At 54.1% G+C, this 19,185-nt stretch carries 11 protein-coding genes; 6 read left to right on the top strand and 5 right to left on the bottom strand.

All coding sequences use genetic code 11. From position 1 onward, the window contains the following. Nucleotides 1-3: 3 nt before the first annotated feature. Nucleotides 4-594 (bottom strand): uracil-DNA glycosylase family protein, encoded by a 591-nt coding sequence (locus FIV45_RS14085; protein ID WP_099475389.1) that lies wholly within the window; start codon nucleotides 592-594, stop codon nucleotides 4-6. A gap of 379 nt (nucleotides 595-973) precedes the next feature. Between FIV45_RS14085 and FIV45_RS14080 the strand changes: the two genes are divergently transcribed. Together FIV45_RS14080 and FIV45_RS14075 are read left to right on the top strand one after the other, a co-directional pair. Next, complete coding sequence (locus tag FIV45_RS14080; RefSeq protein WP_165777103.1) at nucleotides 974-3,400, top strand: TonB-dependent receptor; 2,427 nt, start codon at nucleotides 974-976, stop codon at nucleotides 3,398-3,400. A gap of 78 nt (nucleotides 3,401-3,478) precedes the next feature. Beyond that, nucleotides 3,479-4,588 carry an alkaline phosphatase D family protein gene (locus tag FIV45_RS14075; RefSeq protein ID WP_099475109.1) on the top strand — a complete coding sequence of 370 codons (1,110 nt, stop codon included), beginning with the start codon at nucleotides 3,479-3,481 and terminating at the stop codon, nucleotides 4,586-4,588. A gap of 70 nt (nucleotides 4,589-4,658) precedes the next feature. On the opposite strand, the gene FIV45_RS14070 is transcribed toward FIV45_RS14075, so the two are convergent. Further along, nucleotides 4,659-5,822 carry an alkaline phosphatase family protein gene (locus FIV45_RS14070; RefSeq protein WP_204602377.1) on the bottom strand — a complete coding sequence of 388 codons (1,164 nt, stop codon included), beginning with the start codon at nucleotides 5,820-5,822 and terminating at the stop codon, nucleotides 4,659-4,661. Nucleotides 5,823-6,034: 212 nt separating this feature from the next. Here FIV45_RS14070 and recQ point away from each other — a divergent pair, with 212 nt between their 5' ends. Then, nucleotides 6,035-7,867 carry a DNA helicase RecQ gene (recQ, locus tag FIV45_RS14065; RefSeq protein ID WP_099475110.1) on the top strand — a complete coding sequence of 611 codons (1,833 nt, stop codon included), beginning with the start codon at nucleotides 6,035-6,037 and terminating at the stop codon, nucleotides 7,865-7,867. On the opposite strand, the gene FIV45_RS14060 is transcribed toward recQ, so the two are convergent. Next, a complete protein-coding gene (locus tag FIV45_RS14060; RefSeq protein WP_099475111.1) occupies nucleotides 7,856-8,410 on the bottom strand; it encodes a hypothetical protein in 555 nt (184 codons plus the stop codon). The two genes, recQ and FIV45_RS14060, sit on opposite strands and share 12 nt — an antisense overlap. 333 nt (nucleotides 8,411-8,743) lie before the next feature. On the opposite strand from FIV45_RS14060, the gene FIV45_RS14055 reads away from it, so the two are divergent. Then, nucleotides 8,744-10,837 (top strand): methyl-accepting chemotaxis protein, encoded by a 2,094-nt coding sequence (locus FIV45_RS14055; RefSeq protein ID WP_099475112.1) that lies wholly within the window; start codon nucleotides 8,744-8,746, stop codon nucleotides 10,835-10,837. Nucleotides 10,838-11,019: 182 nt separating this feature from the next. Continuing rightward, the gene (locus tag FIV45_RS14050; protein WP_204844759.1) at nucleotides 11,020-12,822 is read left to right on the top strand and encodes a phosphoenolpyruvate carboxykinase (GTP); all 1,803 of its coding nucleotides are present in this window, start codon (nucleotides 11,020-11,022) and stop codon (nucleotides 12,820-12,822) included. A gap of 56 nt (nucleotides 12,823-12,878) precedes the next feature. On the opposite strand, the gene FIV45_RS14045 is transcribed toward FIV45_RS14050, so the two are convergent. Both FIV45_RS14045 and FIV45_RS14040 read right to left on the bottom strand, forming a co-directional pair. Next, nucleotides 12,879-14,576: an amidohydrolase gene (locus tag FIV45_RS14045; RefSeq protein ID WP_165777105.1), complete on the bottom strand. Its 1,698-nt coding sequence runs from the start codon at nucleotides 14,574-14,576 to the stop codon at nucleotides 12,879-12,881. 47 nt (nucleotides 14,577-14,623) lie between these two features. Beyond that, a complete protein-coding gene (locus tag FIV45_RS14040; protein ID WP_099475114.1) occupies nucleotides 14,624-15,718 on the bottom strand; it encodes a PepSY-associated TM helix domain-containing protein in 1,095 nt (364 codons plus the stop codon). Nucleotides 15,719-16,288: 570 nt separating this feature from the next. Here FIV45_RS14040 and FIV45_RS14035 point away from each other — a divergent pair. Then, on the top strand, nucleotides 16,289-19,132 hold the full coding sequence (locus FIV45_RS14035; RefSeq protein WP_099475116.1) for a phosphoenolpyruvate carboxylase: 2,844 nt from the start codon (nucleotides 16,289-16,291) through the stop codon (nucleotides 19,130-19,132). Nucleotides 19,133-19,185: the final 53 nt, after the last annotated feature.

Here is a 19,185-nt window from a genome sequence, read left to right as displayed (position 1 = left end):
ATCTCAGGTGTCTAAAATCTGCCGGACCCGGCTTTTCAGGTCCGGCAGAACATCGCTTTCAAACCAGGGGTTCTTTTTCAGCCAGATGTTATTGCGCGGGCTCGGGTGAGGCAGAACGATCTTGTCCGCCCCGAACGTCCGGCCGTGGCGCACTTTTTCCGTGACCGTTTTATGCGCCGTCTTGCCCAGATGCCAGTCCATGGCATATTGGCCGATGATCAGGGTCAGCGCGATCCGGGGCAAGTGATCCAGGAGCCGCTGTCGCCAGTGGGCGGCGCATTCGGGGCGCGGCGGCAGGTCACCGGACTTTCCCGTGCCGGGAAAACAAAATCCCATCGGCAGAATGGCGAGCCGCGCCGGATCATAGAAGATATCCCGGTCAATTCCCATCCAGTCACGCAGCCGGTCGCCGCTCGGGTCATTGAAGGGAATGCCCGTGTCATGCACCCGCCGCCCCGGGGCCTGTCCCACGATCAGGATTCGGGCGCTTGTCGCTGCCTGAACCACCGGTCGCGGCCCGAACGGCAGATCGGCGGCGCAGATATTACAGGCGCGCACGTCTTTCAGCAGAGAGGGTAAGCCGGGAGGGGTCATGGACATAATTCTCTTGTTGTGATGATCGCATCATATCAAGAAGACCGTCTCACAACAAGGCCGTGGGCGGAACGGTTTTTTTAGAAAATACAATCTTCCGGGCGCGATATTTTTTACAGGGAAAACGTGTGTAATTAAGAGAAAAATAACCAGCGACCTATTTGAAAAATCATTTAACCTCAGGGGGCTAGCAGAATGCTGTTGCAACGTGAGCGGTTGTAATGGGTTGTTTTGTAACGCTTTTGTCAAACTTCGAAACAAAAATCACATAGAACAGTTGTGAAATGGTCACATGACTTATCCATATTCCCGCCAACCCGAATGGGGGGACGGAATGAGGACCATTCCGTGTGTTCACAATTTTTTATGGATATTCAAAATGACAAATACACCAGATTATAATTCAGCCAATGGCGCCGGCGTTGCTTTCCTGAAAAGCCTGTTATGTTCTGCAGCCTTTGTGGGCGCTGCCCTGTTTATTGCGACGGACGCCCGGTCAGAAGACGCCGATATGGGAGCCTACGATGATGTGGCCCTGGAAGAAGTGGTTGTGACGGGAAAGCCCGTGGCTTATGCCAATAACGCCACGGACAATGTGATGCTGGAACAAAAGGCGCCGTCTGCCAGTGTCTTGTCACTGATTGATAATCTGCCGGGTATTTTTATAGCCGAGGGCGGCACCTTCGGGTCCGACGACTGGTCCACCACCATCAGCATCCGCGGGTTTAATGTCGGCCTGCAGGAACAGCAGATCGGCATGACCATTGACGGATTGCCGAATGGTAATTCAAACTATGGCGGCGGGTCGAAAGCCAACCGGTATACCGATTCAGAAAATATCGCCCGGGTTGACGTGTCACAGGGCACAAGTGATATTTCCTCGCCGTCTCATGAGGCGCTCGGTGGCACCATAAATTTTGTCACCAACAATCCGAACGACGAAGCCGGGGCCACGGCGGCGGTAAGCCTTGGCAACAATAATGCACAGCGGTATTTTTTCCGCTATGACACCGGGGAAATTCTTGAAAATACACATGCCTATATCAGTTATTCCCGCACCGACAATGACGCCTGGATTGGCAATGCCGGTTTTGCCAACCGCGACCATATTGCGGCGAAATTTGTCACGGAACTGGAGGAATGGACACTGACGGGGCGTTTTTCCTGGGACAATGCTCATGAAGATAACTTCCAGCGTATCAGCCTGGGACAGTTTGAGGAAAATCCGCATTGGGATCGTCTGACCGACACCCTGACGGGCATTCCCTATGTCGATCAGGCTTTCCGGGAATCCTGGTCAACCCTGCGGACCAATTACTTCATCTATCTACGCGCCTCTTACGGCGGTGATAAACTGACGGCGGATATCACACCTTATTTTCATATTCAGAAAGGTCGTGGGGACTGGGCGCCGCAGTATGTGGCCCTGATTGCCGATGGCAGCAGCACCAAGCCTTCCGGTGTTCGGGACCTGCACACCGGCGCTGGCACGGTTTATGGCGGTTCTTTGGCCGGCGGCTATTCTTTTGTCGATGCGGCCGGGACGCCTCTCGCGCCAACAGATGGCTGTACAGCCCGTCTGACATTTCCTTATGGCGGCGGTGGCGCCGGGGACAACCCGGCCTGTTACGAAGCGGGCGCCAACCCGGCCAGCAGTTATCGCCACACCCATTATAACAAACAACGCCTTGGTCTGACCGCCAACGCGGAATATGAATTTGCCGAGAGCAACACCCTGAAAGCGGGTCTCTGGTGGGAACGGGCTGATCGTGACGAAAGCCGGGACTGGCATAAAATCATTGACCCGCGCACGTCTCACAAATTCGAGGAAGCCGCCTACTGGCGTCAGTATGACCGCAATTTTGTTACCAGCACCTTCATGCTTTATGCGGAAGACACCATTCGGCTGGACGATCTGACCGTGCGCGGCGGGGTGCGGAAGTATTTTGTCGATATTGATCGTAAAGACAATTTCGGCATTCAGAATGACTTCAGCAAGAACAGCAATTCCGACATTCTGTTCTCTGCGGGCGCCCTGTATAACGTCACGGAAGACCTGGAGGTCTTCGCCGGTTTCGCCCAGAATTTCGCCGCCATTAAAGACGGGGTGGTGGAAGGCTCTGCCGGAACAGCCAATAGCACAAGTAATGCGGCGGCCCTGGCGGCGATTGAAGCGATCAAGCCGGAAACAGCGGACAATTTTGACGTGGGTTTCCGTTATAGCAATGACTGGCTGCGCGCCAACCTGACCGGTTATTACATCAAGTTCAACAACCGCATCACCAGCATCGCCACGGGAGATTCTGTCGGCGGTATTGATTACGGTGGGGAAGTGGAAAGCATCTATCTCAATGTTGGCGGGGTCAAATCCGTCGGTGCAGAGGCCAGTCTTTCCGCAGATGTCAGTGACAACTGGAATATCTTCTCGTCCGTTACGGTTAATGACTCTGAATATACCGACAGCACCGGCAGCATTGTCAAAGGCAACAAGGTGGCCCTGGCGTCTGAATTTATGATGGTGGGTACGTTGAGTTATCATAATGACAAGGGCGTTCGCGCCGGTGTGTCGGCCAAACATGTGGGCAAGCGCTGGGGTGATTTAAGCAATACGGATCGTCTGCCGTCTTACACATTGGTCGATCTGTGGGCCGGGTATACTTTGGAAATGAACGGAATGACGAATATTGATCTTGGTCTGAACGTCAATAACCTCGCCGATAAACGCTATCTCGGTGGCGGAACCCCGGGCGGTTACTTCATCGGTACAGGGCGTCAGGTTATGGCCACCATCAAGGTGGGTTTCTAATCCCGTCTGTCACCTGAAAATACGGGGGAAGTCTGATCGCAGGCTTCCCCTTTTTTTGTTTATCACAAGGATTAAATTATGAGCAAAATCACCCGCCGGGAATTTCATCTGGGCACCGGTCTGGCCCTGACAGGGTTGGCGGCGCTGGGCGCGGCAAAAGCGGTCGCGGCAGTACCTTCCCCGGCCATGACTTCTACGGAGAAACCATTATCGCGGATTCTCTTTGGCTCCTGCTGTCATCAGGATAAACCGCAGCCGATTTGGCAACCCATTCTGGAACGGGAGCCGGAACTGTTTATTTTCCTCGGTGACAATATTTACGGCGACACCCGGGATATGGCGACCCTGAAAGCCAAATATGACCAACAGGCGCATAATTTCGCCGCCCTTCGCGGGTCGTCAGAGGTGATCGCCATCTGGGATGATCATGACTTTGGCGAGAATGATGCGGGCAAAGATTATCCCGAGAAAGCGAGATCAAAAGACCTGTTTCTTGATTTCTGGCAGGAACCCGCAGACAGCAGCCGGCGCAGGGCGGACGACGGGATCTACACATCGGCCCTGTATGGCCCCGCGGATCAGCGGGTGCATGTGATTCTGCCCGATCTGCGTTATAACCGCGACCCTCTGCGTACGGTGGAAAGCCGGGCCCGGGCCCGGGAACGGGATATTGCCGGACTTGGACCTTACCTGCCGATCGCCGACAAAAATCAGACCATGCTCGGCGAAGCCCAATGGCAGTGGCTTGAGCAGCAGATGCAAATCCCCTCCCGGATCAAGATCATCGGTTCCAGCCTGCAATATATCGCCACCCAGCCGGGGTGGGAGGCCTGGAGCAATTTTCCTCACGAGCGCCAGCGTCTGATCGATCTGATCCGTAAATATCAGGTGGAAGGGGTGATCTTCATCAGCGGCGACACCCATTGGGCGGAACTGTCCTGCCAGACCGAGGGCGTGCCGTATCCCTTGTGGGACATGACATCAAGCGGCCTGACGGAAACCTGGGCCAATGTCAGCCCCAACGCCTACCGCTGGAATGACCTGAGCTACGCCGGGGAGAATTTCGGGGCGCTGTATGTTGATTGGGAAGTGCCGGACCCTTTGGTGATTTTTGAAGTGCGCGGGCAGGACGGTCAGCGGATTTTTCAGCATTCGGTTCTGCTCAGCAGCCTGAAAGGCAACTGGTAAGGCGTCGTCAAACGCTAAAAAGGCCCGGCGGTGATATCACCGCCGGGCCTTTTCCGTCCTGAAGAAAAGGTTATCTGAACATCATTTTAATCGGTGCGCCGGCCTTAACCGTTTTGTGGCTGCCTTTATAGTTAAGGCCGAGAAATCTCATCAGGGTGGCGGCGATTTGATTTTGCTTAACATCAGGGATGTTTTTCATTTCGCCGGTCGCCGGGGTGTCTGGTCCGATCACCGCCATCCAGATGGCGTCATCCTCTTCGATATCGGCGATTTTCTCTGTTCCGTCCGGCGCCGTATAGGGAAAGCGCCCATGATGCTTCCATTGTTCCAGATCCAGATGGCCGCGACCATGATCGGTGGCGATCAGCAGGGTGGTTTTGTTGCGATACTGCGGATCAGTCTGCACCCAGTTCCAGATGCGGGCGATAAAGGCGTCATTGCGCCGGGCGGCGAGGATATACTGGTCATACTGCCCTTCATGGGCAAAGTCATCGGTCTCGCCAAGGCTGATATAAAGCGCCCGGGGTTTTTTGGCCTTGAGATATTCAAAGGCGAAATTATAGGTAAAAGCATCCAGTCGCACCGTATCCCAGGGGCTCGGAATGTCTTTTTGTAACTGGTTCAATTCCTGAATGCGCGGGGTGTCAAGCAGGATGTCCATGGCTTCAAATCCGGCATTGGTGAAAACGCCGCTGCGTTTCTCGTTGATGATATAGGGAAAAACATCCCAGGACCCAAAGGCGGCGGATTTTCCCTTGAAGGCCGGTCTTTTATCCAGCCATTCAAGGAAGGTCTGGTTGGGGTTCTGGATTTTGTCGTTGCTGTTGATGCGGGGATCGGCAAAGCCGGTCAGGATTTCGTTATAGCCGGGATAGGAGAAATGCAGTTTGTTGGTGACATCGGCTTTGCTGCCCAGGGTACGGTTGCCGTATATCTGGCCGCGTTTGGCCACCACATTCCACAGAAAGGGGAACAGGATTTCACGACGGGCGTCGGGGCTTTCGCGCCAGAATTCCTGTTTGAATTCGGCGTGGGTTTTTTTATAGGCGAGGAAATCCGGTTGATCAAAGAAGCGTTTGTCAACGCCCTGGAAAACTTCCCGCCAGCGCACACCATCAAGGGTGATGAGGATGACATTCTCTGTTTTGCAACAAACGTCTTTGGCCTGTGTCGGGACGGAGAGAGAAGATATAAAGGCCATCAGGATAATGGGCCGCACCAGAAATTTTATCATAAAAAATACCTTAATGTATGAGAGCTTAATGTTGCTTCTCCGTAGCAAAACGATATGACGGGTTCATGACATTCTGGCTGTATTCATTGGGCCAAGACATTTCTGACAGGAAAGGAAATTATGCAGGTTATTTGCCGCAGGAACAAAAAACCGCGTGATTTCACGATATATTTCTGTATGTTTTGGCCAAGGCAATAATTTCAGGGATCATAATGCACTCACCATCGGCGCACAGCCTGCTCAAAGACGTTTTCGGATACGATCAATTTCGGGGCAAGCAGGAAGAAATCATTGATCAGGTGGTCGCGGGCGAGAATATTCTGGCGGTGATGCCGACAGGAGCGGGGAAATCCCTGTGCTTTCAGGTGCCGGGTCTGATCCGGGACGGTTTGACCATTGTGATTTCACCGTTGATTTCCCTGATGCAGAACCAGGTGGCGGCTTTGAGGATAGCTGGTGTCGCGGCGGCATCGCTTAATTCCAATAACAGCTTTGAAGACAATCGTGACATCTGGCGCGATATGCAGACCGGGGCGTTGAAGTTTCTCTATGTCTCGCCGGAAAAGCTGATGACGGAGTCCATGCTGTCGGCGATGGATAATCTGAACATCAATCTGTTCGCCATTGACGAGGCCCATTGTATTTCCCAGTGGGGGGCGGCGTTCCGCCCGGAATATGAGGATCTGGGTCAATTGCATCGACGCTACCCGGATGTTCCGATCATCGCGCTGACCGCGACCGCCGATCAGGCGACCCGGGACCAGATCTGCGAGAAAATATTTTCCAATCAGGTGACGCGTTATCTGACCGGTTTTGACCGCCCGAATATCACCCTGAATGTGGAAATCAAAAACGGCTGGAAGAAACAGATTTTGGCGTTCATGAAAGGCCGCCCAAAGGAAAATGGCATCGTCTACTGCCTGTCGCGCAAGAAAACCGAAGAGGCGGCGAAGGCGCTGGTCGATAAAGGCTATCATGCGTTGGCCTATCATGCCGGCATGTCCAACCAGCAGCGGGAGGAAAACCTCAACCGTTTTATGGCGGAACCGGATTTGATCATGGTGGCGACGATCGCCTTTGGCATGGGGATCGACAAGCCGGACATCCGTTTCGTATTCCATACTGACCTGCCGTCATCACCGGAAGCCTATTATCAGGAAATCGGCCGCGCCGGGCGTGACGGCAATCCGGCGGTGGCGCATATGTTGTACGGCATGGATGATATCCGCATGCGCCGGATGTTTATTGACAATGAAAAATCTGACGAAGGCCATAAGCGGCGGGGGCATCAGCGGCTGAATGCGTTGCTGTCCTTTTGCGAGGCGCCGGAATGTCGCCGGGTGTCATTGCTGCATTATTTTGGCGATGATCCTGATTATGCCAAATGTGGCAATTGTGATCTGTGTGATAACCCTCAGGAAACGATAGAGGCGACAGAGATTGGCCAGAAACTGGTCTCGGCGATTTATCGCACGGGGCAGAATTTTGGCGTGACGCACATCATCGATATTCTGCGCGGCAAGGTGACGGACAAGGTGGCGCAACTGTCCCACGATGAACTGCCAACCTTCGGGGTGGGGCAGGATCTGGGCATTAATGAATGGAAAGCGGTGGCGCGGCAATTGATGGCGCGGGGGTTTTTGTTGTCGGATATGGAATATGGCGCGTTGAAAATCACCGGCAGCGGGGTGCAGCTTCTCAAAGGGCAGGAGAGCTTTCGCTATCGTCCGGATGTCATTCTGAAGAGCGCCGCCGGGTCAAAATCAGGCCGCAAGGCGCGCAAGACACAGGATATGATCTCGGACCTGCCGGAAGCCGCGCAGGAGTTGTTCCTGCAGCTCAAGCATTTCCGGGCCCAGATCGCCAAGACCCGGGGGGTGCCGGCTTACGTCATTTTCTCCGATAAAAGTCTGATTGACATGGCCCAGCATCAACCGCAAACCCTTGCCGAGTTTGGCGAAATTTACGGGGTCGGCGCCAGTAAAACAACGGAATTTGGCGCGCTGTTTATCGAATTCATCACAGATCACGGTTCAACAGGATAAATCGGCCGTAAGTTTGTCCTGTATGGGGTACAAGGTATTTTCCCAGTCGGTTATACTATAGTTTTTGGATACGTTAACCTCGGGCTCCCACTGCATAAAGTCATACCGGCCGCGATGCTCTGTTATTTTGAAAGCGAGATCAAGGTATCGTTGCCGCAGAGAGCTGTCCTTGTCCACATGCACGCGTATTGACCGGCCGGTTTCTTCGGCGCGGCGCAGAATGCCGTTGATGATTTTCTGGCGATAGCCTTTGTTGCGTTCACTGGGCGTGAGCGACAGATCAAGAATGCGTAATTCAAAGAAACGTTCTTCGAGGAATAACCGCCCCACCGGTTTGCCTCTGGCCTTGATTAACAGGAAATCGGCGCACTTGTAGTTTTGGTGATAATGTTGCAATTGTATACTGAACTGCTGTCGCAGGAAGAAGGCGTTTTTTTGAGTATCTCTGTGATCCAATTCTATCGGGTCCCGTCTTTGGGTGGCGATGTAAAGGTCATAGAGAAATCCACGATCCGTTTCCTTAATGGAAGAAAATGAAATCATAACTAAATCCTCTATCGTTGTCGTTAATGATAACGGGCTTTTTTTTATTTGATGTATTTAATAATTACCCTTATAGCGACTATGGTTAGCATAATAATACAGCTGTTGATAAGTTGCTAGTTTTTTATATATAAATATTAGAATGTACACCTATACTTAATCCTCTCATGATTTATTGTATATTCCAACGTTTTGCCTCGTGACGGGAAAATGAGATTTTATCCGTTCTGCCCTGCGGGAAAGGTTGTCATTTTTCTGTCATGAAATGGTCACATATATCATTCTGTATATCGCCTAAATGCCCTCTGATAAATTGGTATAAGGGTAGTGGTTATGACGATATCGGTACGGATGCGTATTATGGCGGGTTTTGGGGCAATTATCGTTCTGTTAGGTGTGGTTAACATTCAGTCAACCTTGAAGCTGGGGTCGATAGAGCAGGAAACGCAGGCCATTGTGGACCGCACTGAAATTGTTCGGCTTGTGAATGATTTTGTCCGGGATATTACGGCCCAGACCAGCGCCCTGCGCACCTATGCCTATTCCGATCTGGAAAAGGATCGGGAAGCGGTGCGCCACAGTCAGGACGCCACGGCCGCCAGTAAAGAAGTGATGATGCGGTTGTTGAGAAATGCGGGGGAAATGGACAAGGCCGACGCCCTTCTGGCTGCGATGGAACGGTTTGATCAGCTTTTTCAAGACATAGAAACCCGGTTGGGGGCGGCGGACGATACATTGTCCCTTGTAGTTGTGGCGATGGGAAATCTGAAGGTCTCCGCCGTTCAACTGCAGCAACAATTGCAGAATCTCGGGACGGCGGAAGCGGTAAAAATTTCTACCGAGATCGGCCATAAACTGTCCCGGTTTGCCAAATATGGCGTCGGTTATGTGGCGACATCCAACCCTTCGGCTTATCCTGTCGCGATCGAAGCGGGACAGGATCTTGATCTGTTGGTGGAAAAGGCCGGAGCGCTATTGAAATCCTTGCCCCGGCGGGAGCGGGCGGTAGTGCGGTATGTCCGGCGCGACGGCGATGTGATCCGGCAGAGCTTGCGGCAGAAAAATATCGCCTATGTCTTTCTGGATAAGGCCATGGACGAATTCGCCACGGTGGCGGCGGATATGACGGTTATTACCGGGGATTTCAGGGAAACGGCGACGGCGGAACAGAGCACGGCGCTTGATCATATGGAGATGCGGGTCGGGGAAATTACCCGGAATAATCTGTGGGGGTTCCTGATCGGCAGCGCAGCGGCGGTGGTGCTGGCGTGGATTATCGGCACTTCTATTTCCCGTCCTCTGACTAACATTACCCATACAGTCTCGGCTCTGGCGCAGGGTCAGAAAAAACTGTCGATCCCTTATCAGGCCCGCAGAGATGAAATCGGTCTTTTGGCGCGGGCGGCGGCCGTCTTTAAAGAAAAAACCCTGGAGCTGGAACAGGTGGCGGCGGAAATGCTCGTGGCGGAGCGCACGGCGGCGGAAACCGAGCGGCAGCGCATAGAGGCGGCAGAGCAGAAACGCCACGCCGACGCAATCGCACAGGAACAACGCGCTCAACGGCGACAGGAAGAGCGTCGGGATCAACAGCTGGAGCTTGCCAATCAATTGGAAAGACAGGTCGCGGAAGTGGTGGAGAATGTTGCCGCCATGGCGGCCCGGCTGGGCAAGGCATCGCAGGAAATGCGGCATAATGTTAATAAAACCAATGAATTGTCCACGGCGGCCGCCAGTAATTCAGACCAGACCAAATCCACTGTTCAGCAGGTATCGCAGGCGGTGGGTGACATGGGGGCGGGGCTGGAAGAGGTAAGTTGCAAGGTGGAAAAATCCCTGGAGGTGGCCAAACAGGCCATGGGAGTGGCACACCATTCGCAGGAAAAAATCGCTACTCTGTCTTTTTCGGCCGGCCAGATCACCAATGTCATTAAGCTGATCCAGGATATTGCCGAGCAGACGAATCTTCTGGCGCTTAACGCCACCATTGAAGCCGCCCGGGCTGGCGAGGCGGGGAAAGGATTCGCGGTTGTGGCCAGTGAAGTTAAAAATCTGGCGGCGCAAACCGCCCAGGCGACGGGAGAAATCGAAAGCCAGGTGCGCAGCATGACCGCAGCGACACAGGCGACGGTGGACACGATGAATATTCTCAAAACATCAATTGAAGACATCAACGAGATTTCACAATCCATCAACAATTCTGTGCGGGAACAAAGCGCGACAGGCCGCACCATCGACAACTGCCTGGGAGAGGCGAGCCACGGTGTGGCGGCTTTGCAGGGCGATATCCGGGATGTCAATGCCATGGCGAAATCCTCGGAGGATGCAGCATCAAATGTGTGGGACGCGACCCTGATGCTGGAAAAGCAGACGGAAACACTGAAAAGATCACTTACCCTGTTTCTTGGGGAAATCAGATCCTGCGCCTGAGTGAAAAGGTACTGTTTCCGGGAAGTTAAGGCGCCGTCTTTGGCTGTGGTGGTAAAATATTTTACGAAACGGGCTGTGATACAATCGTTTTAATTGGACTTCATCATGATGTTAGGCTTGACAGTACGGCGGGCCCCTGCGGTATAAGCAATAAAAAAAATATCATAATTGAAGGACTAATGATGAATAATATGTCGACAGGTGTCGTGAATCAGGGCCTTGCGTCCTGGGTTGAGGAAGTCACCAAACTCTGCCAGCCCAAGGATGTTTATTGGTGTGATGGCTCTCAGGAGGAATATGACCGGCTCTGCGCCGAACTGGTGGATGCCGGGGTGTTTATCCCGCTCAATGCCGCCAAACGCCCTAACAGCTTTCTCTGCCGTTCCGACCCGAAAGACGTGGCCCGCGCCGAAGACCGCACTTTTATCTGTAGCGCAGAAGAAAAAGACGCCGGACCGACCAACAACTGGCGCGCCCCCGCCGACATGAAGCAGGAAATGACCGGCTTGTACGAAGGCAGCATGCGTGGTCGCACGCTTTATGTCATTCCCTTCAGCATGGGGCCTTTGGGCTCCGATATCGCCCAGATTGGCGTGCAGCTGTCCGATTCCCCCTATGTGGTGGTCAACATGCGCATCATGGCCCGCATCGGGTCCGCTGTGCTCGACGTGCTCGGCAATAAACCCTTTATCAAATGTCTGCATTCTGTCGGCTATCCCCTCGCGGAAGGCCAGGCGGATGTGGACTGGCCCTGTGACGTGGAAAACCGTTACATCGTACATTTCCCCGATGAAAAAGTTGTTTGGTCTTATGGCAGCGGCTACGGCGGTAATGCACTGCTTGGCAAGAAATGTGTCGCGTTGCGTATCGCGTCCGCGATGGCGCGAGACGAAGGCTGGCTGGCCGAGCATATGCTGATTCTCGGGCTTGAGTCCCCGGAAGGCGAGAAAACCTACATGGCGGCGGCCTTCCCGAGCGCCTGTGGTAAAACGAACCTCGCCATGCTGATTGCGCCGGAAGGCTATGAAGGCTGGAAAATCCGCACGGTTGGCGATGATATCGCCTGGATCAAACCGGGGGACGATGGCCGGCTTTACGCCATTAACCCGGAAGCAGGATTCTTTGGCGTCGCGCCCGGCACGTCCATGGACTCGAACCCTTCGGCCATGCGGTCAATGGAATCCAACACCATCTTCACCAATGTGGCGCTGACCGATGACGGCGACGTCTGGTGGGAAGGTATGACGGATGAGACGCCAGCCCATCTGATTGACTGGCAGGGGCAGGACTGGACTCCGGGCTGTGGCCGCAACGCCGCTCACCCTAACGCCCGGTTCACCGCACCCGCCGCCCAATGCCCGAGCATCGATCCGGAATGGGAAAATCCCAAGGGCGTTCCGATCGACGCCTTTATCTTTGGCGGTCGCTTAAGCAGCGTCTTCCCGCTGGTCTATCAAAGCTTTGACTGGCAGCATGGGGTCTATATGGCGGCGACCATGGGATCAGAAGCCACGGCGGCCGCCGACAATCAGGTCGGCATTCGACGCGATCCGATGGCGATGTTGCCCTTCTGCGGTTACAATATGGGGGACTATTGGCAGCATTGGCTGAATATGGAAAGCAAGGTCACGCATCTGCCGAAAATTTTCCGGGTTAACTGGTTCCGCAAAGACGAAAACGGCAAATTCCTCTGGCCGGGTTTTGGTCAGAACATGCGGGTGCTGGAATGGATCGTGAAGAGCGTCCACGGCACGGCCGGCGGTTCAGAAACGCCATTTGGTCGCAGTCCCGGTTACGGTGATATCAATTGGACCGGGCTTGATTTTAACGAAGCCCAGTTCGGGAAGCTGATGGCCTTTGAAAAGGACGCCAGCATCGCCGAAGTGAAAGATCAGTCTGTAATGTTTGACAAATTGGGCGACAGCCTGCCCCCGGCCATCAAGCAGGAGCAGGACAAGGCGCTCGACCGGGTGCAAAAAGCCTGACCCTGATCACAATTGTTTCCATCCCCCGCCAGGAAATTTCCCGGCGGGGGATTTTTTTAGTCTTTGCGGTAAATGCTTTTACCATCATTCACAGTTTCGAGCACCGTGACATCCTTCAGACGTTCCGGGGCGATGGTCAGCGGGTTTTGTGACAGGATCACCATATCCGCCTGTTTCCCGACCTCAAGCGACCCTTTCTGGCCTTCCTCGAAATATTGATAGGCGGCATCAAGGGTGACAGCCTTCAGGGCGCTTTCGGCGGAGATGCGTTCTGCGGGGCCAAGGATTTTGCCGCTGCGGGTGGTGCGGTTGATCGCCGTATGCATCAGGAAAATAATGTTGGGCGGCACCACGGGCGCGTCATTATGCAGAGTGAAGTGCAGGCCGGCCTTTTGTGCCGTTGCCATCGGGCTGATGCGGGCGGCGCGTTCAGGTCCCAAAACCTCGTCCCGATGCCAATCCCCCCAATAAAAGCTGTGGGCGGCGAAGAAAGACGGGATGATCCCGAGATCCTTCAGGCGTGTGATCTGGTCCGGGCGAATGGTCTGGGCATGAATCATCACCGGGCGTCGATCCTTGGGGCCGAGCTTTTCAGTCGCCATGTCCACGGCCGCGATCATCATGTCGGCGCAGGCGTCCCCATTACAATGCAGCAGCAATTGCTGATCTGCGGCGAAGATTTTTTCGACCCAGGAATCAAGTTCGGCCTGGGGCATGATGGGATGGCCGCGATAGCTGGCGTCCTGGCCAAGGGGCGGCACATGATAGGGCTGCGTCAGATAGGCGGTCTTGCCTTGGGGCGAGCCATCCTGGGTGATCTTGACCCCACCCCATTTGACGTGGTTCTGATACTGTCCCGGTGCAACTGTATCGGTGGCCATCATGGCCTCATATTCTGTCCATTTTGGGTAGGAAACAACATCAAGCGGAAGCAGGTTTTGTGCGGCCGCCCCGCGCAGCAGTTTCAAGCCGGCGGTCTGGGTCTGGCCATCCTGAGCAGTGGTGATGCCGAAACTGGCGTAATAATGCGCGGCTTTAATCAGCGATTTTATCGAGTCTTCCGGGCTTTTCTGCAGCAGGCTGAAAAAGCGGAATACAGCCTGTTCATCGACGATGCCGTTCAGTTTGCCAGTGGTCTTGTTGCGCCACAAGCTGCCGCCTTTGGGGTCGGGGCTGTCGTCCGTGAACCCGGCGGCGGCAAGAGCGGCGCTGTTGGCGGCGGCGAGATGACCGGAGGTATGGATCAGCAGGATTTTATGGGTCTCGGACACACTGTCGAGTTCCGTGCGGAGCGGGTGACGTTTTTCGGCCAGCAGGGAATCGTCATAGCCAAAGGAAAACACCAGGGCGTCTTCGGCGAGGTTGTTATCTTTAATATGCGCCTTCAGGCGGGACAGAAGGTCCGGTATGCTGGTCACCGGTCCAATGGGGGGCGAGGCGGTGTTCAGGTCACTGTCGAGCAGGGCGTAAATGGCCATATGGCCGTGGGCGTCGATAAATCCCGGCGTCATGGCGTGCGTGTCCAAATGGCGAACGACGGTGCTGCCCCCCTGGTGTTTCAGAACGTCTGCGGCGTCGCCGACCGCGAGGATCAGTCCATCCTTCACGGCGAGGGCCTCCGCCCGGGGCTGGGCGTCATTCATGGTAATGATTTCGCCCAGATAGATCTGGTCGGCGGGGGGGCTGTTGTCGGTACCGCAGCCAAAGAGGGCCAAGCTCAGGCAAACGGCGGTAATCTTGAAAATTGGTGGCATTGCGTATCTCCCTTGGGAGGGAGTATATCTTGCCATGCCGGGCTTGGCTATGGCTTTTCTGACAGGATTTGAGGGCGTAACGGTTTGAACTTGGCGCGTTTTTTCGATTTAAGCCATGCCAGTATGCCGGTAAAGATCATCATCGCCAGGGCCACGCCGGACAGAGCGATCAGAATTTGATAAAGCCCCCCGCCTACATGGCCGGCATGCAGCGGAAAGAACTTGCGCGCCAGACGATCCGGGGGCGGCGCCTGACGATAATCGGTCACGCCGAGCGCAGCGGCGGTATAGGGATTGATCTCAACATAGCTGCCGCCATTGGGGGTCCAGTCCTCTGGATAGCGCAGCCGGAACCTGACGGTCGCCGTCTGGGCGGTGTCGGGGGCATAATAACGGGTAATGTGGCCATCGGGCAGGGCCTGCCGGACTGTGGCGAGAATGTCCGACCACGGCTGCAGGGCGCTGTTTCGTACCGGGGTCACCTGTGGAGGACGGCGCGGCGCCGGACCGGGGGTGAGATAGAGTCCGTGCAGGATCGTTCGGCTGGTGTCATAGAAAATCAGACCGGTCCCGGTGAGTGTCAGCAGCAGAATCATCAGACTGGACAGTGCCCCCAAACTGCGGTGGGAATGGAGCAGGGCGCCGCGTTTAAGGTTGGCGGGCAGGGACTTTTTCACCTGAAAGCCCCGTCGGCCCGGAAACCACAGAATTAAACCGCCAAGGATCAGAAATACTAAAACGAGCCCGATGAAGCCTAGAACGGTTTCGCCGTCATGGCCTGCCAGAAGATGAATATGCAGGTCGGAGAGGAAGGCGAGAATTTCGGGGATCGCGAAACGCGTTTCCAGCGGGGCAAAGCTTTGTGGGTGATGATAGACCTGACGCTCTGCCGTGATATGAATGAAATAATTGGAACCCGGCTGGGGGAATGTGACATAGCGGGTGTCGGGCCCACTGATCTGCGCCAGAGCCTGTGCGGCCATAATATCCGAAGTCGGACGATAGACGGGTGTCTCGCCCGGGATCGACAGGCGTATCAGGTCCTGTTTAAAGGCGAGTATCGTGCCGCTCAGGCTGGTGAAGAAAATCACGCTGCCGATCAACAGGCCAAGCCAGCGGTGTAGTTTTCGAAGTAGGGTCATGGCGTATTGGATTGTCGGTATATTTCTATTTTAATAATAATTATTACTTACATAGAAATCTAATTAAGGCAAATGCGACTGAATATCAATTACTTTCTTTATCGTAAATATGTGTTGCTTTGCCGCCAATCACTCGCGAAGGCGGATTTCTTTTGCTAAAGCTAAAATAGAAATTTTGTATTATACAGCGGCGCGCGGCCAGATTATGCCACAGGCCCGTCGTAAAAGCCGGCACAAGATAGACTTTATGTTCGGTATCAGAGGTTTCCACAAAGCATGTTATTTTCCTTCACACAGAAATAACATACCTCCGTAGAAGTGGAAAAAACTTGGCTGCAGTCCTCACCACAAGAGAGACTGCAGCCTTTTTTTTCGTACTTTATTATGGCGTGTCGTGCCTGGGATATGGTTATGAGATAAATCTGCTGAAGTTTCAGGCAATAGGCCAATATTGCGAAATATTACTTCGTTTTTTTGACTTTTTAGGGTAATAGGGCAGGTGTAAATTATATCCTGTAGAATATTATTCTGTTCGCCGGGATAAACGCCACAAAAAATTGAGACCCCATTATGCCTGATCAATCCGCCGCTTCTCCGTCCAACACCATTGAGAGTTTGGTTGAACAACTTGACGCCTGCCGTCAGTTAAGTCGGGAAACGCCCTTGATTAATCCTTATCAGCAGTTGTCTTATCGCCTGTTGAAACAGATCAAGGCGGGCGATATGCCGGCGGGGGAAATCGAAACGATGCTGGACGAATTGAGCGCCAACAGTTTTGTCAGCCGGGGCCGTCGGGCCAAAGCCTATTTACAGGAAACCGATGCGGACAAAAACCGCACCAGCCTGAAGACCTGTCTCACCGCCTTGACTGTGGATCGTGATTTCGCCGAATTTCAAGCCCAGGTGGATCGGGAACTGGCGGGAATTGTGATCACCGGTCACCCGACCTTTGGGTTCAGCCACGATCAATATGATCTGGTGGCGGGGCTGATTGATGGCAGCCTCAGTGAAGAAGAGGCATTGACCCGGATTAAATCCTGTGAAGGTCGCCCGGATTCCGGTTTGACGCTTGCCTATGAATTTAACCAGTCGGTGACGGCGCTGCTCAATCTGCAGGATGCGATCGGACGATTGTATGAGGTCGCGGTCGAGGTGGCGCGGGCGACCTATCCGGCCGATTGGAAAGCGATTGAGCTGAAACTGGTGTCGGCGGCGAGCTGGGTCGGGTTCGATGTGGATGGCCGGGATGATATTACCTGGATGACCAGCGTGAAACTGCGGACCCAGATGGCCTTGCGCCAGTGCGAGGTTTATCAAAACCGCTGGGAAAAGCTGTTGGGAGCGTCGGTTGTGGCGGAGAAACTGGTTCGTCTCGGCCAACAATTCGCCGATGACCTTGCGGTTATCCCCGGAGACGAGGCCGTAGATGACAGCGACAGCGTGCGGGCGCTTGGCCAGCATATGGCGCGCACCAGGGCCGGGGGAGAAAACCTGCCGGCCGCCATTCTTGCAGATCTGGATGATCTGATTGCGGCGAGCCTGGATGATGCCCAGACCCAGGAGTTGATTGTTTTTCGGGCGGTTTTTGCCAATTTCCGGGCTGGGATTTCTCATGTCCATTTCCGCCTGAATGCGGTGCAGCTGCATAATGCGATCCGGCCAATGGTGGCGCTGGAAAAAGATCCGGATGATGCCTCTAGCCGGCGACGTTATATGACGGCGGCCAGCAAGTTGCTGGGAAATATCACGGCTGAAACCGTTGGATATGAAACGATCCAGCACGAACAGACCACGGCCAAGAGGCTGTTTATGATTGTTGCCCAGTTCCTGAAATATATTGATCCGGATACGCCGATCCGTTTTCTGATTGCCGAATCCGATACGCCGTTTACCGTGTTGGCGGCCTTGTGTTACGCCAAATTGTTCGGGGTGGAAGAACATGTCGATATCTCGCCGTTGTTTGAAACCGACCAGGCGCTGGTGCGTGGCGCAGAGGTGATTGAGGAATTACTGGAAAACCCGCATTATTTTGCCTATGTCAAAAAACGCAAACGGCTGTGTATTCAGGCGGGTTATTCCGATGCCGGGCGTTACCTCGGCCAGGTGGCGGCGGGCCTTGCCATTGAACGCCTGCGGATCAAGGTGGCGATGCTGTGGAAGAAATTCGATCTGGATGATGTGGAACTGGTGATTTTCGATACCGGCGGTGAAAGCTGCGGGCGCGGGGCGCATCCCGGCGGTTTTGGCGGGCGACTGAATTATATGCATACGCCGGAAGCCCGTCGTTTGATGAAGCGTCGCGGCATTCGGTATAAACAGGAATTCAGCCTGCAGGGCGGCGACGGTTATTTATGGCTGCATACGCCGGACCTGGCCTTTGCCACGTTGTCGCGGGTGATGGAAAATATGCTGACGCCGGTCAGTGAGGCCGAGGACCCTTTCTATGACAATACGGACTGGTCGCTGGATTTTTTCCTGACAGTGAAGGGATTTAACCATGGCATTTCCCAAAATCCGGACTTTATGCGCCTGATTTCCATTTTGGGGACCGATATTTCTTATCCCTCCGGTTCGCGCATGACCATCCGTCAGGATGAAGGGGTCGTCAGTCGCCGGCTCGAAAAACTGTCCCAGATCCGGGCGATTCCCAATAACATGCTGCTGCATCAATTGGGGTTTCTCGCCAACAGCCTGGGCGGGATCGGTATCGCCCTGTCGCTGGACAGTCACGGTTTCTGGAAAATGTATCGTAAATCACCACGGTTGCAGCATATCATGACCCTGGTCGTGGCGGCACTGGATGTGACCGATGAAGATTTTCTCGGCGCCTATACGTCGCTGTTCCGGCCGCGGTACTGGATGCATTCGGCAAGCTATGAAGAAGAAAGCCACGATCATAATCGCATGTTGCGCCTGGCGAAAATGATGGAAAAGCATGGCGTGTTCGAAGGGTTGAACCGGATAGAGCTGACCTTACGCGAAGACCTGATGTATCTGCGGGATGCCGTGAAGGCGCGGGACGTGGTTGAGGCCCCTTATGCATTGAGCGGGAAAGAGCGGGGCCATTATACGCTGTTGCATGTCATGCGCATGGCGTTGATCCAGAAGATTTTCCTGCTGATCACCCGCATTCCGCGTTTCCGCGATCACAAGGGGCTCAGTGTTGATGATCTGGTGATGCGGATTTTGCGTTTTCAGGTTTCCCCGACCTTGCTGTTGCTGCGGGAGATTTTTCCGCTGGAAGGCGCCTATGAAATCGACCCGGAAAATCCGGAGAAAATCAGCTTTAAATCGGATGATACCCACGGATATCGTTACGAGAATAAAGAGATATTTGACGAGATTGAAACCACCTACGAACAAATCCGCAAGATTTCACAGTCCCTGTCCGCCTTTATCGGGGCGCTTGGCTAAAACAGCTTTCCGATAACTTTACACAGAAGCCTTCCGTATGTACGCCGTACGGA

The organism is Paremcibacter congregatus (genome assembly GCF_006385135.1).
GTDB lineage: Bacteria > Pseudomonadota > Alphaproteobacteria > Sphingomonadales > Emcibacteraceae > Paremcibacter > Paremcibacter congregatus.
The sequence above is the reverse complement of the archived record's forward strand: the minus strand, read 5'-3'. Positions and strand labels throughout refer to the sequence as shown.

What these genes read in the sequence shown, in the direction of transcription:
- FIV45_RS14085 (WP_099475389.1), bottom strand. Translation starts at nt 594, where the DNA reads ATGACCCCTCCCGGCTTACCCTCTCTGCTGAAAGACGTGCGCGCCTGT.
- FIV45_RS14080 (WP_165777103.1), top strand. Translation starts at nt 974, where the DNA reads ATGACAAATACACCAGATTATAATTCAGCCAATGGCGCCGGCGTTGCT.
- FIV45_RS14075 (WP_099475109.1), top strand. Translation starts at nt 3,479, where the DNA reads ATGAGCAAAATCACCCGCCGGGAATTTCATCTGGGCACCGGTCTGGCC.
- FIV45_RS14070 (WP_204602377.1), bottom strand. Translation starts at nt 5,822, where the DNA reads ATGATAAAATTTCTGGTGCGGCCCATTATCCTGATGGCCTTTATATCT.
- recQ (WP_099475110.1), top strand. Translation starts at nt 6,035, where the DNA reads ATGCACTCACCATCGGCGCACAGCCTGCTCAAAGACGTTTTCGGATAC.
- FIV45_RS14060 (WP_099475111.1), bottom strand. Translation starts at nt 8,410, where the DNA reads ATGATTTCATTTTCTTCCATTAAGGAAACGGATCGTGGATTTCTCTAT.
- FIV45_RS14055 (WP_099475112.1), top strand. Translation starts at nt 8,744, where the DNA reads ATGACGATATCGGTACGGATGCGTATTATGGCGGGTTTTGGGGCAATT.
- FIV45_RS14050 (WP_204844759.1), top strand. Translation starts at nt 11,020, where the DNA reads ATGAATAATATGTCGACAGGTGTCGTGAATCAGGGCCTTGCGTCCTGG.
- FIV45_RS14045 (WP_165777105.1), bottom strand. Translation starts at nt 14,576, where the DNA reads ATGCCACCAATTTTCAAGATTACCGCCGTTTGCCTGAGCTTGGCCCTC.
- FIV45_RS14040 (WP_099475114.1), bottom strand. Translation starts at nt 15,718, where the DNA reads ATGACCCTACTTCGAAAACTACACCGCTGGCTTGGCCTGTTGATCGGC.
- FIV45_RS14035 (WP_099475116.1), top strand. Translation starts at nt 16,289, where the DNA reads ATGCCTGATCAATCCGCCGCTTCTCCGTCCAACACCATTGAGAGTTTG.